We start from the raw sequence: 20,041 nt of genomic DNA on the forward strand, positions 1-20,041 counted from the left end.
GGATGTGAAACTTTAATATGGCAACAGGTAATTTAGTAGTAATTGTTGGACCTATGTATTCTGGCAAAACTTCCGAATTAATCTCTTTCATTGAAATTTACAACCTTGGTAAAAAGAAAATAAAAGTCTTCAAACCTTTGTTAGATAACCGATACAATGAAACTTACATTGTATCCCACTCTAATACATCTGTTAAAGCCATTCCCATCAATAACTCCGCTGAAATTTTGCCTAAACTTGATGGAGACGAAAAAGCGGTTTTTATAGATGAAATTCAGTTTCTAGACGAGCCCCTTAGAGAAGTTGTTGTCGAGATGATCAATTCAGGTAAGGATGTTTATTGTGCTGGCTTGGATTTGAGTTATAAAAATAATCCATTCAAAGTTACTTCACTTTTAATGGCTCATGCAGACACGGTAATTAAAAAGAAAGCCGTTTGCCATGAATGTGGGGAGTATAGAGGTACAATATCTTACAAGATCGTTGAAAATGGTGGAGAAATAGATGTTGGGGGATTTGAAAAATATATCGCCGTCTGTAGAGATTGCTACTTGAAGTTGAATGAAAAAAAACAAAATCAAGATAAAAAACTGAAACAAGGGGGTTGATCTATGAGAATTACAAGCATCTATGATAACACAGAATTAGCCAATAAAGTGAAAATCCCTTGGTTGGGCTATGGGACGTACAAAGCCCATGGAGATGAGTTGATAGAGGGTGTAAAGTACTCTTTAAGTATAGGATACAGATTGATAGATACTGCAGAAATGTACGAAAACGAAGAAGAGATAGGTAAAGCAATCAGGCAAAGTAAAATACCGAGAGATGAAATTTTTATAACCTCCAAAGTATGGAATACGAACCAAGGTTTTGAAAGTACTTTAAACTCTTTTGAAAATTCATTAAAAAGATTGGGAACAGATTATTTAGACTTATACTTAATTCATTGGCCTGTAAGTGGAAGATATATAGAAACCTGGAAAGCTCTTGAAAAGCTGTATAAGGAAGGTAGAGTAAGGGCTATTGGTGTGAGTAACTTTTTAATTCATCATCTCCAAGATATAATAAACAACTGTGAAATTACCCCTATGGTGAATCAAGTAGAATTTCATCCATACTTACTGCAAAGAGATCTTTTGGATTTCTGTCAAAGAAATAAGATACAGCTAGAGGCTTGGAGTCCATTAATGAGAGGAAGAGTTCAAAATATACTTCAGATAGTTGATATAGCAAATAAGTATAAAAAAACTCCCGCACAAATAGTATTGAGATGGGACTTGCAACATGGGGTGGTAACCATTCCAAAATCTGTGCACAAGGAAAGGATAAAAGAAAATGCTGATATTTTCGACTTTGAACTAACAGAGGAAGAAATGAAGATAATAGACAATTTAGATCAAAGTAAAAGATTTGGGGCAAATCCCGATGATTTTTAAGGTTAACATAGCTTTTAACAAGATTAATTGATTTTTCAACAATGAAATGATATAATATGAAAGCGTCATTACAGGAGGCTGGGTCCTGCGCAATAGGAACCCGCGAAACTGGTCAGGCCTGGAAGGGAGCAGCCATAAGCGGAGATTTCTATGTGCAGCAGGGTTACCCAGCCATCTTTAATAATTTTGGAGGTACGAATAAATTGACTCAAAAAAAGAAAAATAATAACGAATATGAAGATGTTCAAATATACGGTCCTGAAGATATTGCTTTCATGAAAGTTGACGAAGTAATAAAAAAAGTTAATAACGATCTGAACCCTGTAAAAGAAAAAGAAATCAAAAGAACACCCTCTTTTGAGCATTACTACACCGAAAACCCAACTTCAGAACTAACGGTAAAAGAATTAGTTTTAATATTAAGAAATGGGCATAAGTATCTTTTTAAAGCCCCTTCTGGAGTGTATGGAAAGAAAAGGATAGACAGGGCAAGCATTTTATTAATCGAAAAAGTAGAATTAACAAATGAAAAAGTTTTGGACATGGGATGCGGATATGGTGTAATAGGTATATCCTTAAAAAGAGAGTTTCCGGACATAGATCTGTATATGAGTGACGTAAACAACAGAGCAGTTGATTTTTCTAAGATAAATGCCAAAAATAACAACGTGAACGCTGTGATCAAACAAGGAAATCTATTCAAACCATGGGAAGATGACTACTTCGATGTTATTGTTAGCAACCCTCCAATAGTTGCAGGTAAAGAAGTATTACATGAACTAATCGAAGAATCTTATCACCATTTGAATGAAAATGGCAAGATATATTTAGTTGCTTACCACAATAAGGGTGGGAAAGCATTAGAAAGTTACATGGAACAAATTTTTGGCAACGTAAAAGAGTTGGAAAAATCCGGAGGTTTTAGAGTTTATCTTTCGATAAAGAGGGGCTAAGATGTTTTTTGGATGCAAAAATCTTTCTTTCAGTTATTATGAAAAAAAAGTACTAACGAATATCAATTTAGACGTCAAAAAAGGCGAGTTTATCGGTTTAGTTGGGAGTAATGGAAGTGGGAAATCTACGCTTCTAAAGCTTCTATGTGGTATTTTATTCCCTCAAGAGGGAGAAGTAATTATCAAAGACCAAAAATTAGATGAACATAATAAAATAAAGGTCGGTTATATTTTTCAAAACCCTGAAAATCAAATTATAGGGGTCACGGTTGAAGAGGATGTGGCTTTTGGGTTAGAAAACATAGGGGTCCCAAGAGAAAAAATGCTAGAAAGAATCGAATGGGCACTTTCAACGGTAGGGTTGGAAGGGTTGAACCACGCAGACCCAAATGCATTATCTGGAGGGCAAAAACAAAGACTTGCAATAGCCTCCATTCTGGCAATGGAACCTGAGATTATACTCATGGATGAACCTACTTCCATGTTAGATCCAAAAGGTCGAAATGAAATCTATAAAGTTATACGCAATCTCAGAGAAATAGGAGAAACGATCATAATTGCCTCTCATCATTATTCTGACCTGGAGCATGTAGACAAAATAATCGCTCTCAACGATGGAGAGATTGTTTATGAAGGGGAGAAAGATCAATTTTACAAAAGTAACGTTATTCAATCTGAACTACCTTTCAACGAAAAAATAAAAAGACAATTTAATGCTGATTTAAAAGAGTTGGTTGATGAAATATGTCGATAATGTTTGAAGATGTAAGTTTTACTTACGCATTGAATACACCTTTTCAAAAGACAGCCCTAGCAAATATAAATCTGGAAATAAAAAAAGGGGATTTGTGGTTATTCGTTGGACATACAGGATCTGGGAAAACTACATTGATAAGTTTAATGAATGGATTGCTTCTACCCCAACAAGGAAGAGTCTTAGTTGAGGGATTATCCACAAAAGACAAAAAGGTCAACATAAAAGATATCAGAAAGAAGATAGGCATAGTTTTTCAATACCCTGAATCCCAATTTTTTCTTCCCACTGTAAAGGAAGAAATAATGTTTGCACCAAAAAATTTTGGGGTTCAACTAAGTGATGATTTACTAAAGTATTATTTAGAGTTGGTAAAGTTACCGGAATCATACCTCGAAAAAAATCCATTCGAACTCTCAGGTGGAGAAATGAGGAAGGTAGCTATTATCTCTGTTCTCTCATATAACCCTGATTATATAATCTTTGACGAACCCACTGTTGGATTAGATTACGTAACAAAAACTTCTATATTCAACCTTATAAAAGAACTTCACAACTTGGGAAAGACAATAATAATATCAACCCATTGGATAGACGAATTCGCCAGTTTGAAACCTAACGTACTGCTGTTAAAAAATGGAGAAGAAGCTTTTAAAGGCAATTTTGACGAATTTGTTTTACTGGATGAAAAAACTCTCTTGGAAGCTGGTATAATATTCAATGAAAAGATGCAATTGTATAAATGTGCTATAAAAACCGGGAAAAAGGAATTGGCTGAAAAGATTTCATCTATTTAAATAAAATTGAGGGGATGATGAAAATTGAAAAGGATTCTGATGTTATCTATTTTTGTTTCAATCTTTTTATTGCAGTTATTTTCTCAGTCTAGTGAAGTTATCGATCTAAGAAGAAGTTTTTTGATTTACACAGAAGGTGATTCCAGTATTGGTTCTTTGTTAGAACAATATTTAAAAAATGATCTCGAAGAACAAGGCAAATATAAGGTATTATCAAAAGATGATCTGTTATTAGAAAATCTTAGAGAAATGCTCGAAAATGAAGATTACATGAAGAAAAATCTAGATGCGGATTTTTTAGTCCATATTCAAATACTTGAAAGCTTTCCTAACTTAGAGAAAACCGAAGAATTAATATGGTGGGAGTACCGTATACTAGCGAAGGTCAACGTCGTCAAAATTTCCACAGGAGAAAACATCTATTCCAAACTTCTTACTTCAAGTGGCACCTCATATATAAATGCTAGTACAAGTGATTTTGAAGCGATATACTATTCAAGAAGATCCGCCGCCAATAATCTTGCCTCTTCTATCTCTACGGAGTTGAACAAACTTTTTAAAATAAAAGCCAATATTATATCTATAGAAAATAAATATGTTCATATAGATGCTGGCAGAAACGTTGGAATAAGAGAAGGTATGATGTTTGAATTTGTAATCACTAAAGAATTGAATGGAGAGTTCTATGACCTTCACGGTGGGAAATTGATAGCCGAAGAAGTCTGGGATAACAACAGTTTGTTAAAGATACTCGAAGCCCCAAAAAATTTCAACTACCGAGATGAAAATGTTTACGTATTAGAAAATCCAACTCTCTCTCCAATAAGAACCATCACAGGAATATATTACGTGAACGAAGGATTTGAAAAAAACGGTGTCGGGTTCGAAGCTGGATTCGATAACTATGAACACTTATATACTGGATTCTCTTTTGTATTTTTGTTCGATGAAAGCACATTTGATGGAGATTTTGATTTCAAATTAGGTTATCTTAACTATCTATCAGAAACGGACGCAACCCTTTTATTGGGGATCTTAGTTGGGGTGAAAAGTGTTACAGCTTCGGATGACGCATCCGCTGTTTACTTTAAACTATCACCAGTTATAGATTATAGTTATTATATAAACGAAACCTCTGGACTATACATAGAAGCGGGATATAATTTCCTATTCCCCATAGAAGAAGTAGGAAATATCGAAACGACAAATGATTTTAAAATCAGTGCAGGATTCACTTTTAGATTCTAATATATTAGAATTTAAAGCAGAGGTTTGATGGAGGTGTGTTTATCATGTTTAAGCTTCGTTCCGAATACGAACCTCAAGGCGATCAACCAAAAGCAATAGAAGAACTCTCTTCTGGGATCAATAAAAATTATAGGTTCCAAACTTTACTGGGTGTTACTGGATCTGGTAAAACATATACAATGGCTAATATTATTGCAAACGTGAATCGACCAACTTTAGTCCTCTCCCCGAATAAAATCTTAGCCGTTCAACTATACAACGAATTCAAAGAGTTCTTCCCGGAAAATAGAGTCGAATTTTTTATAAGTTATTACGATTACTATCAACCGGAAGCGTACATCCCTTCTCGAGACATATACATAGAAAAAAATGCGGACATAAACGATATTTTAGTTAAAATGAGGCTCTCAACGTTAAAATCAGTTTTAACAAGGAGAGACGTAATTGTAGTTTCAAGCGTCTCAGCTATCTATGCATCAGGAAACCCTGATGATTTTTCAAACATAAACCTTTATCTGAGAGTGAATGAAGAGTATTCTAGAAGAGAAATCTTAATTAAACTTGGTAAAATGCAATACACAAGGCAAGAAAAAGATTATCTCGGTGGAACGTTCAGATGGAAGGGTGATGTTTTAGAGATATTCCCTCCTTACGAAGATTTTGGAATAAGGGTAACTTTTTTCGATAACGAAGTCGAAAAGATCGAAGCACTTGACGTATTCAACAGAACCATAATAGAAGAATTTGATAAAATTACTATTTATCCAGCGAAAGAATTTGTAACCAGTCAGGAAAAGATTTTTTCAGCTATTGAAAGAATAAATGCCGATCTGCAATCCCAAATAGAATATTTCAAAAGGGAAGGCAAACTTTTAGAAGCTCAACGAATAGAGCAAAGGGTAAAACAAGATTTAGAATTCCTTCAAACATTAGGATATTGCAAAGGGATAGAAAATTATTCAAGGTATTTCGATGGTAGGAATCCTGGAGACTCTCCATGGACACTTTTGGATTACTTCGACGAAGATTTCGTTACCTTTATTGACGAATCTCACATAGCGGTACCACAGTTAAGGGCAATGTTCAGAGGGGACTACGCGAGGAAGAAAAACTTAGTTGACTACGGATTTAGATTGCCGTCAGCTTTAGATAACAGACCTTTAAGATTCGAAGAGTTTTTGGAAAGAACCAATCAAATTATCTTTGTATCAGCTACCCCGGGGCCATTCGAAATGGAAGTATCAGACCAAATAGTTGAACAAATAATCAGGCCTACGGGACTTGTGGATCCAAAGGTTGAAGTAAAATCGACAGAAGGGCAAGTTGACGACTTCATTTCCGAAGTAAAAGAGGTTGTAGAAAGAGGAGAAAGGGCACTGGCGGTAGTTTTAACGAAGAAAGATGCAGAAATCCTCTCAGACCATTTGAACCTAATGGGCATTAAATCACTATATCTACACTCTGAACTCGATACAATTGAAAGGTCAGAGGTAATAAAAAAAATAAGAAACGGCGAAATTGAAGTAGTTGTTGGTGTAAACTTACTTAGAGAAGGGTTAGATTTACCGGAAGTTTCTCTCGTTGCCATTATGGATGCAGATAGAGAGGGATTTTTAAGATCTGAAACAACATTGATTCAAACGATTGGTAGGGCTGCAAGAAACGTTCAAGGAAAGGTATTACTATACGCAGACAGAATAACGGAGGCGATGAAAACTGCCATCGATGAAACAAACAGAAGAAGAGAAATACAGATTCAATACAATATAGATAACAACATCACTCCAAAAAGTATCATTAAAAAATTACCCGAAGACATGTTTGCACCATTCAAAGATAACGAGGTAAAAGAAGAAGATTATATATTCGCTGTAGAGGAGAACCTCTCTCCGGATGATTACTTGGCTATGCTTGAAGAAAAAATGTACGAAGCAGCCTCCGAATTAAAATACGAAGAAGCAGCGAGGTACCGGGACGAGATCAAAAGGATAAAAAGAAAATACAACATCAAGCAAAATTAACTCTAAAAAACAATTTAAAAAGGTGTAGAATTTCTACACCTTTTCTTTTTTTTGATTTGGGTGAATGCTTCTCACCTTCTTTCTCAAAAATCTATCCGTGTCAAAAAAGAATCTGAAAAGACCCCAAATGAATATAAAAAATATACATAATGTAACCCACAACATTTCAACTTCTCCCATCACCCCAAAAATGCCTGTCCCTCTTATGCCAGTAATGATAAATGCCAAAAGCCACTCTTTACTCAAAAGAGCTACAATGGTTATAGCAAAAAGAATCCACGGCTGGTTAATAACCAAAGAAAACACAAACAAAGAAGCCAAACCGGCAATCCATAGGATTATTCTGTAGATATTTCGACCTTTACTTTTACTCTCTTTTAAATCTCCTGCCAACTCTGACACCTCCAAATTTATTCTTCATCTTCGTTAACCTTCAACAAAGCCAGGAAGGCCTCTTGAGGAATATTGACTTTACCAATCTCCCTCATCCTTTTTTTACCTTCTTTTTGCTTTTCTAGCAATTTCATCTTTCTGGTCACATCTCCACCATAACACTTCTGAAGGACATCTTTTCTTAAGGCTTTAATAGTGGATCTTGCGATTATCTTACCCTTGCAATATGCTTGGATAGGTATCTCGAATTGATGTCTAGGAATTAAATCTCTTAATTTATCCACTAATTTTCTTGCAAGTGTATAACTCTGGCTCTCATGAACAACGTAAGATAAGGCGTCAACTTTCTCTCTATTTATTAAAATTTCTAACTTCACTAAATTAGACTCTTTGTACCCTGTTATCTCGTAATCCATTGAGGCGTAACCTTTACTGATAGCCTTCATCTTATCGAAGAAATCGAAGATCAAATCAGCCAAAGGAATTTCAAAATGTAAAACCACCCTATTTTTACCTGCATTTGATACATGAGAAAAATTTCCTCTTTTTTCGACTTGAGCAAGATTTATCAAATCTCCCATATAATCAGGTGGCGTGATAATATCCAACTTGCAAAAAGGTTCGTAAACTTTTTCTATCAAATCTTCATCTGGAAACTCTGAAGGATTTGTAATTTCTATTTCTTCCCCATTTCTTAGCTTGGCTTTGTAAATTACACTAGGAACAGTGAGTATAACGGCGAGTTCAAACTCCCTTTGTAAACGTTCTTTAACCACTTCCATGTGAAGTAAGCCTAAAAAACCTACTCTAAAACCATATCCCATAGCGGGAGAACTTTCGGGTGTGAATACAAGAGAAGCATCGTTCAATTTCAACTTTTCAAGAGCCTTTCTTAACTCCTCATAATACTCTGGCAAACCTGGATAAAGTCCCGCATAAACCATCGGTTTTACTTCTTTGTACCCTGGAAGAGGTTTTTCTATGGGATTCAGTGCATCAGTAATCGTATCTCCTACTCTTGCCTGCTCTATATCTTTTATTCCAGCCACAATATAACCTATTTCTCCAGCGGACAGATCCTCTGTTTCTATCATCTCAGGGTGAAAGATACCAACCTCGATAACTTCATAGGTCGCATTAGAAGCCATTAATTTAATCTTATCGCCTTTTTTTACCTTACCACCAAATATCCTACAATAAACGATGATACCTTTGTACTTATCATACTTAGCATCGAATACTAGACCTTTCAACTTGTCTGAAGTATTGCCTTTGCTAAGAGGAGAAGGGACCTTTTGAATAATCAATTCCAGTAAATCTGTAACACCCTCTCCAGTTTTTGCACTAATAGGGATTATTGAGTCAGCTTCAATACCAACCAAATCATTTATCTCCAACATCGTTTCATCGATATTTGCAGTGGGAAGATCTATTTTGTTTATTGCACCTATGATCTCCAAATTGTTTTCCATGGCTAAATACGTGTTAGTAACGGTTTGAGCCTGAACACCTTGTGTGGCATCGACCAGTAAAATAGCACCTTCACATGCTGCCAAACTTCTCGAAACTTCATAGGTAAAATCAATATGCCCAGGAGTGTCCAAAATATTCAGCTCATATTCATTTCCATCCTTTCCAGTATAAAAAACCTTGACCGGATGTGATTTTATAGTAATTCCTTTCTCTCTTTCTAAGTCCATTGAATCTAAATACTGTTCTCTCATATTTCTTTCGTCTATCGAATGTGTCAATTCCAGTATTCTATCCATCAAGGTTGTTTTTCCATGATCAATATGTGCAATTATTGCTATATTTCTAATAAAATTGGGATCAAACAAAAAAGAAAGCACCTCCACAAACCTAAAAATATAGAAATATTATATCATAAATAAGAGAAACTAAAAAGACTTACTGCTGATAGACGACTCTATATCTTCCAATTGCCTTGAGTATCCATCAATTCTTTCTTTTAGATCTTTGAAATGTTCTAGGTTATTTATCTCCTTTTTAAATGCCTCGTAGTTTTCAAACATACTTGTTTGCATTTTTACCTTTAAGCTATTTAAAAAAGATTCAACATTAGATTTAAGTGTATTTTCTAAAGCCTTCATTTGATTAGAAATTTCATTATCCAATCTTTTTTGAACACTTCTTGAGATGTATAACCTGTTCAACAGATTTTTGTTTTTAAACGTCACTGTTTTAAAGGTTCTATCTAAAATTTTGTTGATTTCTTTTTCTAAATCATTGGAAAAAATAATAAACTCTTTATCAACATCCAACTTTAACTTTTCCCTTAAGAAAGGATCGATTCCTAATCTATCTACAACTTCCTTCTTATCAAAAAATCTATTTATTCTGCTCTTTTCTTCATCCGTAATGTTTAAAATCTCTCTGGTTATTCTATCGTTCAGGGTTTTTGATACTTCTTTTTTGAATTGAGAAATCTCATACTCGATATTTTCTTTCACTTTTTTCTGTGTCTTATAAAAGTTTAAGATTGAATCTTTCAAATCAGTTAACTTATTCAAGTAATAATTTTTTATAGCATCATTAATTGAATCAAACCTAATATTAAAAAAAGAATGATTCTCTCCCAAAAACGCATTAAGGGTTTCATAATATCTCTCAAGAACTTCCAATTCATCGATTTTTTCGTTCAAAATGTTGCTATTTTGGTCAACGGAAAATCTAATCTTACCTATAATTGTTTTCAACTTCATTCTTTTCTTGTCATGACTACCTATTTCGTTAAAAATATAATCTCTAACCTGTTGGAACCCACTATCAGGTTTAGACTCAATTTCTAGCTTAGCTGAAGTTAAAAAGATTTTGGGATCTTTCAAATCTATTTTGTTGCATCTATTTATAAGCTCTTTTTTAGCCATTTCTATCTCTTCTTGTGAAGCTCTATCCTTCTGGGAGAGAATAAAGATGACATCTTTTTTCAAATCCTTGATGATCTTTTCGATCAACTCCCAATCGCTTTTTGTATATATATTTTTCGAGTCGAAAACAAACATTATCAGATTGCTATTTTCTAAAAAATCTCTGGTAATCTTTTCATGTTTCTCCATTATTGTGTCCGTTCCTGGGGTGTCTATTATCTCTATTCCTTCCAAAGAATCCAAATCTTTGTAGATTGTAACCATATCACCTCTTGTTTCAACGTTCCCTTGACCCTTTCGAACGATTGTTATTTTGGAAGTCTGAGGTCCTGGTCCGACCTCGAAGATACTCTCTTCTCCTTCTTTAATTCCAAGTAAAGCGTTTAAAAAGCTACTTTTACCAGCTTTAACTTTGCCTACAACCACAAAATTGAAAAGTGTTTCGAATTCGCTTTTCACTTCCTCAATTTTATCTTTAATCAAAAAAGAATTCCCATTGATAAGGTCTAAATAATCGTTCAACAAGGCTTTTAACTTAGATTCTTCTTTCTTGAATTTATCGCTAACTAAAGATATCCCCATAGAACACCACCTCTTATTTTTGAATTCAACTTAATTATATTACATATGTCATTGATTTTTTACTAAATTATAAAAAAACAAAAAATATCACTCTTTCTAAAAATAAAACTAAGAAAAGAGTGATATCAAAATTTTACACAACTATTGTCTGAATAAAAAAGACTTGATAATTGCTGATATGAAGATTCTGATGCTTAGCAAAAGAGAATTAGGAAATTTTTTGAAAAGCATTGCGAGAACGCTTTTTGCACAAATCAGCAAAACTTATTCCTTAAAGGTAGGATATACACATGCACTTACTAAACAAAAAGTGGTTCTTTCCACTGATTGTTGAATTATCCATTATTTTCAAGAAAAAGAACTTTCCTTCTCAACATCTTAAATTTGTTTCTTCCATACATTATCCTTTTAATAACTTTTAGTTTATTCGCACAGCCTTCTGCTAGCCCATTGTTGTATTCTCATATATGATGGCATTTCTAACCGCTTGCATATCTCTTTTTAACCCTTTCACAAATTTATCTATCTTTCTGATTTTTAGATTATTAACTTTTTCTATCCATTTTTAAAGTCTTTCTATGTTCTTTGTTTCTAACAAATGTTTGAATTCATTTACGAGGTTTATTATACTTTCAATAACGGGCTATTTTTGAATGATCTTTTCGTGCAACTCTTTTGAAAGAGCTTCTACTTCTTCAAAGGATTTGTACAGTAAAAGGTTCAGCAAACGTCTTTTTCTTACATTCTTTGTTTTCACAGAACATCTTTTTTCTTATTACAATTATCGTTGTTTTTTACCTTGTATGGGTAAATCTTAAAAGCTTCTTTGATACCTTGAATGTACTTTTTTGGATGGTTTCCCACAATATGGACAGATTACTTCTTTTTTAGCTGATTTCACTCAAATCGTTATTCTGTCTCCCGATACCTCATGTTTAACGTATTCTAAGTTCTCATCCAACAACTTAACTATTTCTTTCATTTCTCTCATCCTCCTATGACGAAAATCAAGATTTTAGTAAAGAATCTATCCTAATTTTTTATGCTAATATGAAATTGTTGAAATCCTCTAACACCCAATCGTTTTTTAAGGTCTCATAAATTATGCTTAACATTTTACGTGCGGTAGCAATTATTGCTTTAACACTACCTTTCTTATGTTTCAACCGCTCGTAAAAACCTCTTATATATAGACTACATCTTATCGCTATCAGCGCCTCTTGTACTAGGGAAGTACCGTAATACCTTATCGCCTCTTTCGGTTATTAGTCCATATCTTATACTTTCATTTGGATCATATACACAGGGTACCTGTCCAGCATAAGCGCACAATTTCTTAGAATTATCAAAACATTAATGTCATCAATATTGCTCAGAATTATTGTTGAACTTAGTTTACTTATCCCTGTTATACTCTGCAGATTTTTCTGGCCTTTCAATCCTTCTCCGTTTTTTTATCTTCTATGATATTTGATGATACAATATAAGCACAAACAACTATTTTCTTTAAAAAATGAGTGGGTAGGAGAACGCTTAAATTCTTCTGAACTTTTAAGAAGAAGTTTACTCATTCTTATTTTAATAAAGTTAGCATTTTTACGGTTTCTAGAGAATAGTGCTCATTTCTGTGCCATTAACTTTTCGTATGCTTCATTTAGTTTCTTTACTTTCTCTTCCGCAAGCTCTTTTGCAACTGGATCTAAATGCCCAAAATTGTCTGGATGATATTTATGTATGAGCTGCCTATAAGCTGATTTTATCTCACTCTCAGAGGCAGATGGGGTAATCCCTAATAGTTCATAATATTGAAGTAATTCATCAGATTTATAGCTGGGAGGTTCAAAGGATTGACGTGCAGATGAAATCTCATATTCTGATATACCAATAAGTAATCCAGCTCTCCTTATAATCTCGTCCTCTTCTGGGGCTAGCTGATTGTCTGAATATGCTATCTTATACATAGTATATAGGAGCCAGAGTCTTGTTTCATAATCTAAATGTTCTTTTAAGTAAGAACAGATATATTCAAGAGAAGCATTGCTTTCAAGTGACTCATTAAATATATTCATGGCAAACTCGAGTTGGTCATCATGAAACCCCATTTCTTCCTCAAAAATCCTATTAACAAGTTCAACCTCTTCGGCTTTGACTTCATTATCTACACTCACAAGCTTTGCAAATAGTGCGATTATATTCGTAGGATCTAAAGGCGGTGAATCGACCTTTTTGCGTTCAGATGAAGCCCTCTTTTTTGTTTTATTATTTTTTTTATATTTATAATATGCTACAAGAATAATAAAACTTAATGCTACAAACCAAGATAATAGCATTGACCAGGTAAAATAATATAAAGCAACTCTTATTAATTGAAAAACAAACATTATTCCTATAAATTCTAATATTGTTACAATAGTTGAACCAAAAGTTTTGAATGGGTGTTTCTTATTTGCCATAATTTCATCTCCTTTTTTAGATAAATAATTAATTTTGCGCTACTTTTGCCCAAAAAAACTATTTATACATTTTATAACCTGAAATATTTGTGCTTGTAAACAAGTTTAATTCAATTCTTCACAATATTGTTAAATGTAGAAAAAAAGGCTTCAGCGATCACCTGAAACCCTTAAATTAAACTCGTTTTGAAGGTTAAAATATACATTAAAATTAGTTATTTTAAAATAAAATATTCCAAATTTTTTTATTTACATAATTCAAAAAACAAAGAAAATCTTTAAAAATAAAGGATTTTTGAATTAACAACAAAATATTATATATCAAAAACACCATTTCCAAAAAAACTGTAAATTTTCGAAAGTTTTTGCTTATTCGAACTTTTTTCATTAACCCATGGAAAGTTTTTATTCCTTAAAGGTAGGCTAAGACACGAAGGTTGTGTAACATTACCTGAAGGTTTCAGGTTGTTTTTATTCCTTAAAGGTAGGCTAAAACACAGACGTCATTTGCTTCGCAAATGAGAATTAGGAAATTTATTAAAAAGCATTACGAAAACGCTCTTTGCACAAACTAACAAAATCTATTCCTTAAAGGTAGGATAGACACAAAGAACAACCCATTAGGATTGGTGGCTCCAGCATGGTTTTTATTCCTTAAAGGTAGGATAGACACCGATGCAACTATACATGTGTCGATGATGGGGAAATTTGGGTTTTTATTCCTTAAAGGTAGGATAGACACTTATCGGGAGTTTTCTTCTTGACCTTCAAAACACAGGTTTTTATTCCTTAAAGGTAGGATAGACACGATATTGAAGCTACGAAATATGTACTGAAAGTAAATTGTTTTTATTCCTTAAAGGTAGGATAGACACGAATCTAAGACTATTGAAAAGTTTTATAAGAAAATTGTTTTTATTCCTTAAAGGTAGGATAGACACTGGAATTAAAAATAAACGAAATGAACATGCCTGAAAGAGTTTTTATTCCTTAAAGGTAGGATAGACACGGTATTGAAGAAATCACTTTTTAACTCTTTTCAACGAGTTTTTATTCCTTAAAGGTAGGATAGACACCCCATAGGTTCACGATAAAAAGTGTATCATAAAAAATTACAATTGTCAAGCAAAACTTTGAGGAAATGTTAAAAATCAATTCAAAAGCTCATGGAATAATGCTTGTGACTTTTAACACATGTCTGTCGATCCCCTGGGTTTTTTACCCTATTGGAGGTCGACAGACGTTTTTTTTATATCACTTTCTGTTTTAGGTTAAATAAACCCCTTAAAAATCTTCCTCATCGTTGATTAGACCATCAAAATTTGAGTCTTCAAGATCTTGATAATCTTCATTGATATCATATACAACTGGTGTATCAGAAATATAACCTCCATCCTCAAGTTCTGCCTCAAGGTCCCAATTATATTCTAAATTATTTTCTTTGTAAAACTCATAAGTTAAACGATTGAAAATATTCCAATATGCGTAGCTTTTAATTTCTTTAGGTAGAGTATCAAAAAAATTTGGGTCTTCAAACTCTTTGTAAGACTTAACATACTCTTTTAAATACTCTTGATTCTCATACTCTTTAAATAGGTCTTTTAACTCTTCTTCTTTTAAATTGTGAATAATATTTTTAAAGTCATAATCTTTGGCGTCAAAACGACCTATATAAATAGCTTTTCCAGATGATACTTCACTGGCTATTGTTTCAGTAGAAGGTGAATTGACTATATACGCTTTACCGTTTTCATCAAGGATAACATCAACAATTCCTTCGTTGGTATTGAACGCTTCATCAATAGCCCATTCTACTTGAATCCTTAAATCATCTTTATATTCTTCTATCAAACTTTTCCACTTTTCATCCATTTTAAATTCCTCCTTTTATTGAGTTTCAACTAATTATGGTAGTACTTTCTCTCTTCAATTGTTTGCATTAATGTGAATAAATATAATATAATTACAGTATAAAAAAACGAAAGGAAGGGTCTTTCATGGATATGTCAGAATATGATAAATTAAATAACTATGAATTGTCTCAAGTAATAAAAAGGTTGAGGACGGAGAACCAACTTGATGAAGCTGAGAAAATAGGGAAAAGACGCCTAGAGCAATATACACATGAATCAAAAAATAATGATAAAAGCATTAATTTAGTAAAAAATCAATATTCTTGGGTACTATATTACAAATATTTTAAAAATAATCCTAATTTTCATGTAAAATACTACAAACAATTAAAAGAACTTTTAGAAATGTACAAAGACGGTGCTGATAAATATTCTTCGTATTCAAGAACGGTAGATTTACTCGTAAAAAACGTTAAAAATAGCCAAATCTCCTCGGATCAAAAAATTTACTATTTATCCTTGGTTAATCCTGACAACCTAGACAACGAAATTAGGCCGAACGAAAAGAATCCTGAGAAAAAGCCTTTGGATTCTATTTTAGCTAGTTATGTTAGTTATACTGCAAAACTTTTACATGTAAAAGATCTCAATAGGTTTCTTAGCTTTTATGAAAAAACCGAATCAAAAAAACCAAACTTTGCAAATAGTCAAAATAAATATTGGCATATGAGTAAATATTACCACGCAAAGGCTCTTCGTGGGGATCTAGAAGAAGCTATAACTTGGCTTAAAATTCTCAGAAACGAGTTAAAAAATGGAATTATAGATCAATACATTGCTGAAGCATTGAAAAAGAAAGACAAGAAAAAAGCTCTGTGGTATTATATAAAATCTGTTAAAACGGATGGAAATCTTAATATTTTGTACAGATCTTTCTGGTATATTTCAAATCTTTTGAGAGAGCTGGGTGAGGTAGAAGATTCGAAATTATTTTACTTTTATTTTAAAAAAGTAATGGACAAATACGGTTACAAATTTACGGACAATTTTGTAATTCAAGAGTTTGAAAAGGAAGTTCTCAATGTTTCAGATAAAGAGGCAAAGAAAAAGATCGACAAATACTTTTATGAACTTATGCCTAAAGAAGAAGGAACAATTAAGATATACTTTAAAGATAGAGGCTTTGGCTTCATTACATCAAAAAACAACATTGAATTTTATTTTAAATCTAATAATTTCATAAATTTGAAAGATACTTCAGAGATCATAGCCCATAAAAAAGTTAGTTTTTTACCGGAGGTAAAGCTTAATTTTGATCCAAAGAAAAATCAGGAATTTTCATATTTTGCTGAATACGTTGAGTTGATAAATACAAAAGCTGAACCTAATACATAAAAAATAGTCAAAGAAAAATAGTCTGTTGAGGCCCCAACGGGGTTCCAACAGACTTTATTTAAGATTAACTTTTAGATTTGAAATATGTTAATTCTCGAGCAAGATATCCTAAAAAACTTAAGAGTTCTTCTTTAGTGTACTTGGCTTTTCTTTCTTTAACAACATCTTTAAGCATTTTGAAGGCTGATCGGTCTCTAATGATATGTTTATCTACTTTATTTTCATTGATAGCTAAAAATTCATCAACGTCATAATTTTTAATAAAATTTATGTTGCCTTTTATAGTGTTGATAAATCCGTTAAGATCATCTATTTTTACTGCGAAATTATCGGCGATTCTCTGGGCATCCTTTATTATCGCTTTTTTGTTTGTCATTTGCCATCACTTCTTTTTGAGTCTTCTATTATTTGATTAAGATTTTCTTTGTTCGCTTCACTCATATTTTTAAGATATGCATTACCGCATGAATATATGAATTGGGCTAACTCTTTTTCTGCGTAAACTTTTCTTGTGTTTTTGAATGATTTATTCGGTTGAATTAACTTTAAAGGAGTAAAACGTACTGATCCCATATCTAAGTTTTTACCCCTTCCAATTTTGAGGTCAAATTGATATTTAGGAACAATTCCCGTCGCCAAAAACAACAATCCCATTTCAACCTTTGTCAGCCCTTTGATGAGTATTTCAAAATCCAAGTACGTTTTAGTGGGCAAAACCTCAAATAGAACTTTGTGATCCAAATCTTCGTGATCATTGTGGCTGTACAAACGGATCGATGGGTAGCGATTTTCAAGTTTTTGATTCCATTGTTGCTTTCCATCAATAATTTTTGTTTTTGCTTTTTTTTCATCAATTATTATATCGTTGAAGAGAAGCCTTGAAGAATAATCCATACTTCCTGTAATTGAATTAACTAAATCCACCTTGTTAGAGTTGTTTTTGTTTTCTTCATCGTATGACTCGCTTAAAGCCTGCATGTATGTTTTTATAGCCCCTTTTAGTTGGGAACCAGGCAGAACAATTTTTCCACCCTCTCTTTGCAATAAGTAAGTAGGTTTCTCATTTTGAAATTTAAACAAGTTTTGGGTGAAACACAGAGGCTTGAGTGTCTTTATGTATCCAATTAAGGTTCCATAGAATAATTTGGGATCTTTGTATATATCGGAATGTTTTACCGTCGTTGCTACAGGGGCTGACGGTTCTTTTCGCTGTACATAGTAGTACCCTTTTGGAGATTCGTATTCTTGCATTAATCATCATCTCCTTGTATATAACCCATCCTAAAATAAACATGAAAATTATCCTTTTTAACGCCATTGACATTTGTTTTGGGTAAGTTTTTAATCTTGGGGTTTAAGCATAGTTTCTCATTTGGTTCTATACTTTCCAGATCATAAATTTCTTCACCGTAATTATACATGTAGTCAAATTCTTTTGCAAATGCTCTAAAGTAGAAATCTTTGTAGTTTGTGGATTTTAATTTATCAAAGATTTCTTTCGCTTCCTCCACTGTCAACTTTAAATAAACGAATTCTTTGTAATCATTGTAGATCACTTCGCATTTTAACTTTTTATCAAATTTATCAAATATTATATTCATCTTATCACCAACTTTCGGGTAGTTTTGTCAACATTTGATCAAAATAACTTTTAATTTCATCTTTGTTGGTAATCTTGATTTTTAAACCTATTAAATCTTCTTCCTTTTCTGCATTTTGGAAGTTGAATTCAACGTTTTTGTTCATAAAGCGACCATTTTCAAATGTAGTGAAAGTTATGGCATTTTTATTTGTAGAATATATCTCCAACGATTTGATTTCAACATCTAACTTTCCTAATCCTCTAGATTTTTTACCGCCAACTTTAACAAACCCATCATTTATATTGTTTATCGTTTTGTAGAACATCAAAACTTGCCAAATTTCAGGATTTTTTAGAAGTACATTACCATAAAAATTTCCACCGTTTAATACTTCAAAGTCGTATAATGCACCTCCTACAGTGCTCCCTGTAAACCTGTCAATCTTAATTCCGTTTCTTACAAAAGTGTATTCTTCTATTTCTTTTATTTTTTTGGCTTTTTCATCATCTCCGTCATCACTTTCAAAAGGGAAGAAGTCTTCAAATCTCACAACAGAAGCCATTTTCATGTTTCCAAACATTTTACATGCATAACATACTTGTGGATATATTTCTTCAGCTTTTTCAACCTTTTTTAGCTCAAATTTGTCACCACAATCTTTATTACGGTTTATAGAAAGTTCACAAACTTCTTTACCCATAGATTTAAGTAAAGCTTCTGCGTCTGCTCTAAAAACACCTTTTAAAGAACTTCCTGGTATATGTACAGTTTTTCCCCAAGGTGTGTTTAGCCTTACAAATTGTGCATCGGTAGCTACTGGACTTATATCTATGTCACCAGAACCTATGTGAAAACCACTTTTGGGGGTTATCTTGAGATGGAATATATGAAAATTTCTTATCGTTTTAAACATTTTTTTCACCAGCTTTTGATAAATAATCTAAAGTTGCCTTTTTTATTTCTTCTATTCTAGTGGGATCTAACGGTTGGGGCTCGAATCTACCCTGAGTGATATCTTCTAAATCTATGGAGCTAATTTTATAATTAAATTTTAGCTTACCTAAGCCTACTGATTTTTTACCTCCAAATCTTACAAGTCCGTTGTTCACCATATCAATGAGAAATAGAATGTATCCAACTTGATAATCTTCTACGTTTTCCATCAAAATGTCAGTTTTAAAAGTTGTTCCGACAGATACGATCTCGTAATCATATTTGGCCTTGTCTGCAGTTATTTCGGTGTCTCTTCTGATCTTTATACCATCTCTATTTTCTATGTTTTGCCGATTTTGATCTGCTATCGCATCACTGAAAAAAACCCTAGAAGAAAAAGAGTTAGAACCAAAAAGATTGCAAACTTCGCAAATGTTTTTTTCTATGTGGGCAAACCATTCATTTTCAGTTTTATATTTCTTCCTTTCCTTTTGATCGATGCATGGTTTACCATTTTCTTCTTCACAAACGTTGATATTTTTGGATTTTAGTATTTGCTCTAAGGTTGATCTAAAAACACCTTTCAAAGTTGAACCTGGTATCACAGCGTTCCCTTGTGAATCTTTTAGTACGCTGTTATCGACTTCTAATGGGGATAAACCTTCCTCACCTGATCCCACATGTATTGGTGTTTGGGCGATGATTTCTACATTGACATAGTACTTATTCACAAATTTATCAAAAGCTAACAT

The 20,041-nt window shown here is 32.9% G+C and carries 18 protein-coding genes, 1 other RNA gene, 1 pseudogene and 1 CRISPR repeat array; of the genes and pseudogenes, 9 read left to right on the plus strand and 11 right to left on the minus strand.

Annotation, left to right across the window (positions count from 1 at the left end; translation table 11 throughout):
• Nucleotides 1-17: 17 nt before the first annotated feature.
• The 8 genes from X925_RS05715 to uvrB all read left to right on the plus strand — a co-directional run bounded on the left by X925_RS05715 (nt 18) and on the right by uvrB (nt 7,209).
• Nucleotides 18-608: a thymidine kinase gene (locus X925_RS05715; RefSeq protein WP_121959376.1), complete on the plus strand. Its 591-nt coding sequence runs from the start codon at nt 18-20 to the stop codon at nt 606-608.
• 3 nt (nt 609-611) lie between these two features.
• Nucleotides 612-1,436 carry an aldo/keto reductase gene (locus tag X925_RS05720; protein ID WP_121959377.1) on the plus strand — a complete coding sequence of 275 codons (825 nt, stop codon included), beginning with the start codon at nt 612-614 and terminating at the stop codon, nt 1,434-1,436.
• 76 nt (nt 1,437-1,512) lie between these two features.
• An RNA gene (gene ffs / locus X925_RS05725) (signal recognition particle sRNA small type) lies at nt 1,513-1,612 on the plus strand.
• A gap of 99 nt (nt 1,613-1,711) precedes the next feature.
• Nucleotides 1,712-2,389, plus strand: a complete 678-nt coding sequence (locus X925_RS05730) for a methyltransferase (RefSeq protein ID WP_121959398.1) — start codon at nt 1,712-1,714, stop codon at nt 2,387-2,389.
• A 1-nt stretch (nt 2,390) separates the two neighbouring features.
• Nucleotides 2,391-3,143, plus strand: a complete 753-nt coding sequence (locus X925_RS05735) for an energy-coupling factor ABC transporter ATP-binding protein (RefSeq protein WP_121515273.1) — start codon at nt 2,391-2,393, stop codon at nt 3,141-3,143.
• A complete protein-coding gene (locus tag X925_RS05740) occupies nt 3,134-3,940 on the plus strand; it encodes an ATP-binding cassette domain-containing protein (protein WP_121515274.1) in 807 nt (268 codons plus the stop codon). Before X925_RS05735 ends, X925_RS05740 begins: the two co-directional genes overlap by 10 nt.
• A gap of 24 nt (nt 3,941-3,964) precedes the next feature.
• The gene (locus X925_RS05745) at nt 3,965-5,188 is read left to right on the plus strand and encodes a hypothetical protein (RefSeq protein ID WP_121959378.1); all 1,224 of its coding nucleotides are present in this window, start codon (nt 3,965-3,967) and stop codon (nt 5,186-5,188) included.
• A gap of 44 nt (nt 5,189-5,232) precedes the next feature.
• A complete protein-coding gene (gene uvrB, locus X925_RS05750) occupies nt 5,233-7,209 on the plus strand; it encodes an excinuclease ABC subunit UvrB (protein ID WP_103064509.1) in 1,977 nt (658 codons plus the stop codon).
• 33 nt (nt 7,210-7,242) lie between these two features.
• Here uvrB and X925_RS05755 read toward each other — a convergent pair whose 3' ends face one another.
• The 6 genes and pseudogenes from X925_RS05755 to X925_RS05780 all read right to left on the minus strand — a co-directional run bounded on the left by X925_RS05755 (nt 7,243) and on the right by X925_RS05780 (nt 15,397).
• Nucleotides 7,243-7,602 (minus strand): hypothetical protein, encoded by a 360-nt coding sequence (locus tag X925_RS05755; RefSeq protein ID WP_121959379.1) that lies wholly within the window; start codon nt 7,600-7,602, stop codon nt 7,243-7,245.
• 17 nt (nt 7,603-7,619) lie between these two features.
• Nucleotides 7,620-9,440, minus strand: coding sequence for a translation elongation factor 4 (gene lepA, locus X925_RS05760; protein ID WP_121959380.1), 1,821 nt, complete (start codon nt 9,438-9,440; stop codon nt 7,620-7,622).
• A 60-nt stretch (nt 9,441-9,500) separates the two neighbouring features.
• Nucleotides 9,501-11,072 (minus strand): dynamin family protein, encoded by a 1,572-nt coding sequence (locus tag X925_RS05765; RefSeq protein WP_121959381.1) that lies wholly within the window; start codon nt 11,070-11,072, stop codon nt 9,501-9,503.
• 1,040 nt (nt 11,073-12,112) lie between these two features.
• Nucleotides 12,113-12,523 (minus strand): annotated as a pseudogene (locus X925_RS10455) (transposase); the annotation flags it as partial.
• A 168-nt stretch (nt 12,524-12,691) separates the two neighbouring features.
• Nucleotides 12,692-13,525: a TerB family tellurite resistance protein gene (locus X925_RS10565; RefSeq protein WP_304465926.1), complete on the minus strand. Its 834-nt coding sequence runs from the start codon at nt 13,523-13,525 to the stop codon at nt 12,692-12,694.
• Nucleotides 13,526-14,102: 577 nt separating this feature from the next.
• Nucleotides 14,103-14,601: a CRISPR direct-repeat array (repeat unit 30 nt; unit sequence GTTTTTATTCCTTAAAGGTAGGATAGACAC).
• 208 nt (nt 14,602-14,809) lie between these two features.
• On the minus strand, nt 14,810-15,397 hold the full coding sequence (locus X925_RS05780; RefSeq protein WP_121959383.1) for a hypothetical protein: 588 nt from the start codon (nt 15,395-15,397) through the stop codon (nt 14,810-14,812).
• Nucleotides 15,398-15,522: 125 nt separating this feature from the next.
• On the opposite strand from X925_RS05780, the gene X925_RS05785 reads away from it, so the two are divergent.
• Complete coding sequence (locus X925_RS05785; RefSeq protein ID WP_121959384.1) at nt 15,523-16,773, plus strand: hypothetical protein; 1,251 nt, start codon at nt 15,523-15,525, stop codon at nt 16,771-16,773.
• 64 nt (nt 16,774-16,837) lie between these two features.
• Here the strand turns inward: X925_RS05785 and X925_RS05790 are convergent, their stop codons facing one another.
• Genes X925_RS05790 through csx7 form a run of 5 tightly spaced genes read right to left on the minus strand, consistent with a single transcriptional unit; the run spans nt 16,838 to nt 20,041 of the window.
• Nucleotides 16,838-17,149 carry a hypothetical protein gene (locus X925_RS05790; protein ID WP_121567397.1) on the minus strand — a complete coding sequence of 104 codons (312 nt, stop codon included), beginning with the start codon at nt 17,147-17,149 and terminating at the stop codon, nt 16,838-16,840.
• Nucleotides 17,146-18,024: an RAMP superfamily CRISPR-associated protein gene (locus X925_RS05795; RefSeq protein WP_121959385.1), complete on the minus strand. Its 879-nt coding sequence runs from the start codon at nt 18,022-18,024 to the stop codon at nt 17,146-17,148. Before X925_RS05795 ends, X925_RS05790 begins: the two co-directional genes overlap by 4 nt.
• Complete coding sequence (locus tag X925_RS05800; protein ID WP_121959386.1) at nt 18,024-18,374, minus strand: hypothetical protein; 351 nt, start codon at nt 18,372-18,374, stop codon at nt 18,024-18,026. Before X925_RS05800 ends, X925_RS05795 begins: the two co-directional genes overlap by 1 nt.
• 4 nt (nt 18,375-18,378) lie before the next feature.
• On the minus strand, nt 18,379-19,269 hold the full coding sequence (locus X925_RS05805) for an RAMP superfamily CRISPR-associated protein (protein ID WP_121959387.1): 891 nt from the start codon (nt 19,267-19,269) through the stop codon (nt 18,379-18,381).
• The gene (gene csx7 / locus X925_RS05810) at nt 19,262-20,041 is read right to left on the minus strand and encodes a CRISPR-associated RAMP protein Csx7 (RefSeq protein WP_121959388.1); all 780 of its coding nucleotides are present in this window, start codon (nt 20,039-20,041) and stop codon (nt 19,262-19,264) included. The genes X925_RS05805 and csx7 overlap by 8 nt, the downstream gene beginning before the upstream one ends.

This window comes from Petrotoga sp. 9T1HF07.CasAA.8.2 (assembly GCF_002895585.1).
Lineage (GTDB): Bacteria > Thermotogota > Thermotogae > Petrotogales > Petrotogaceae > Petrotoga > Petrotoga mobilis.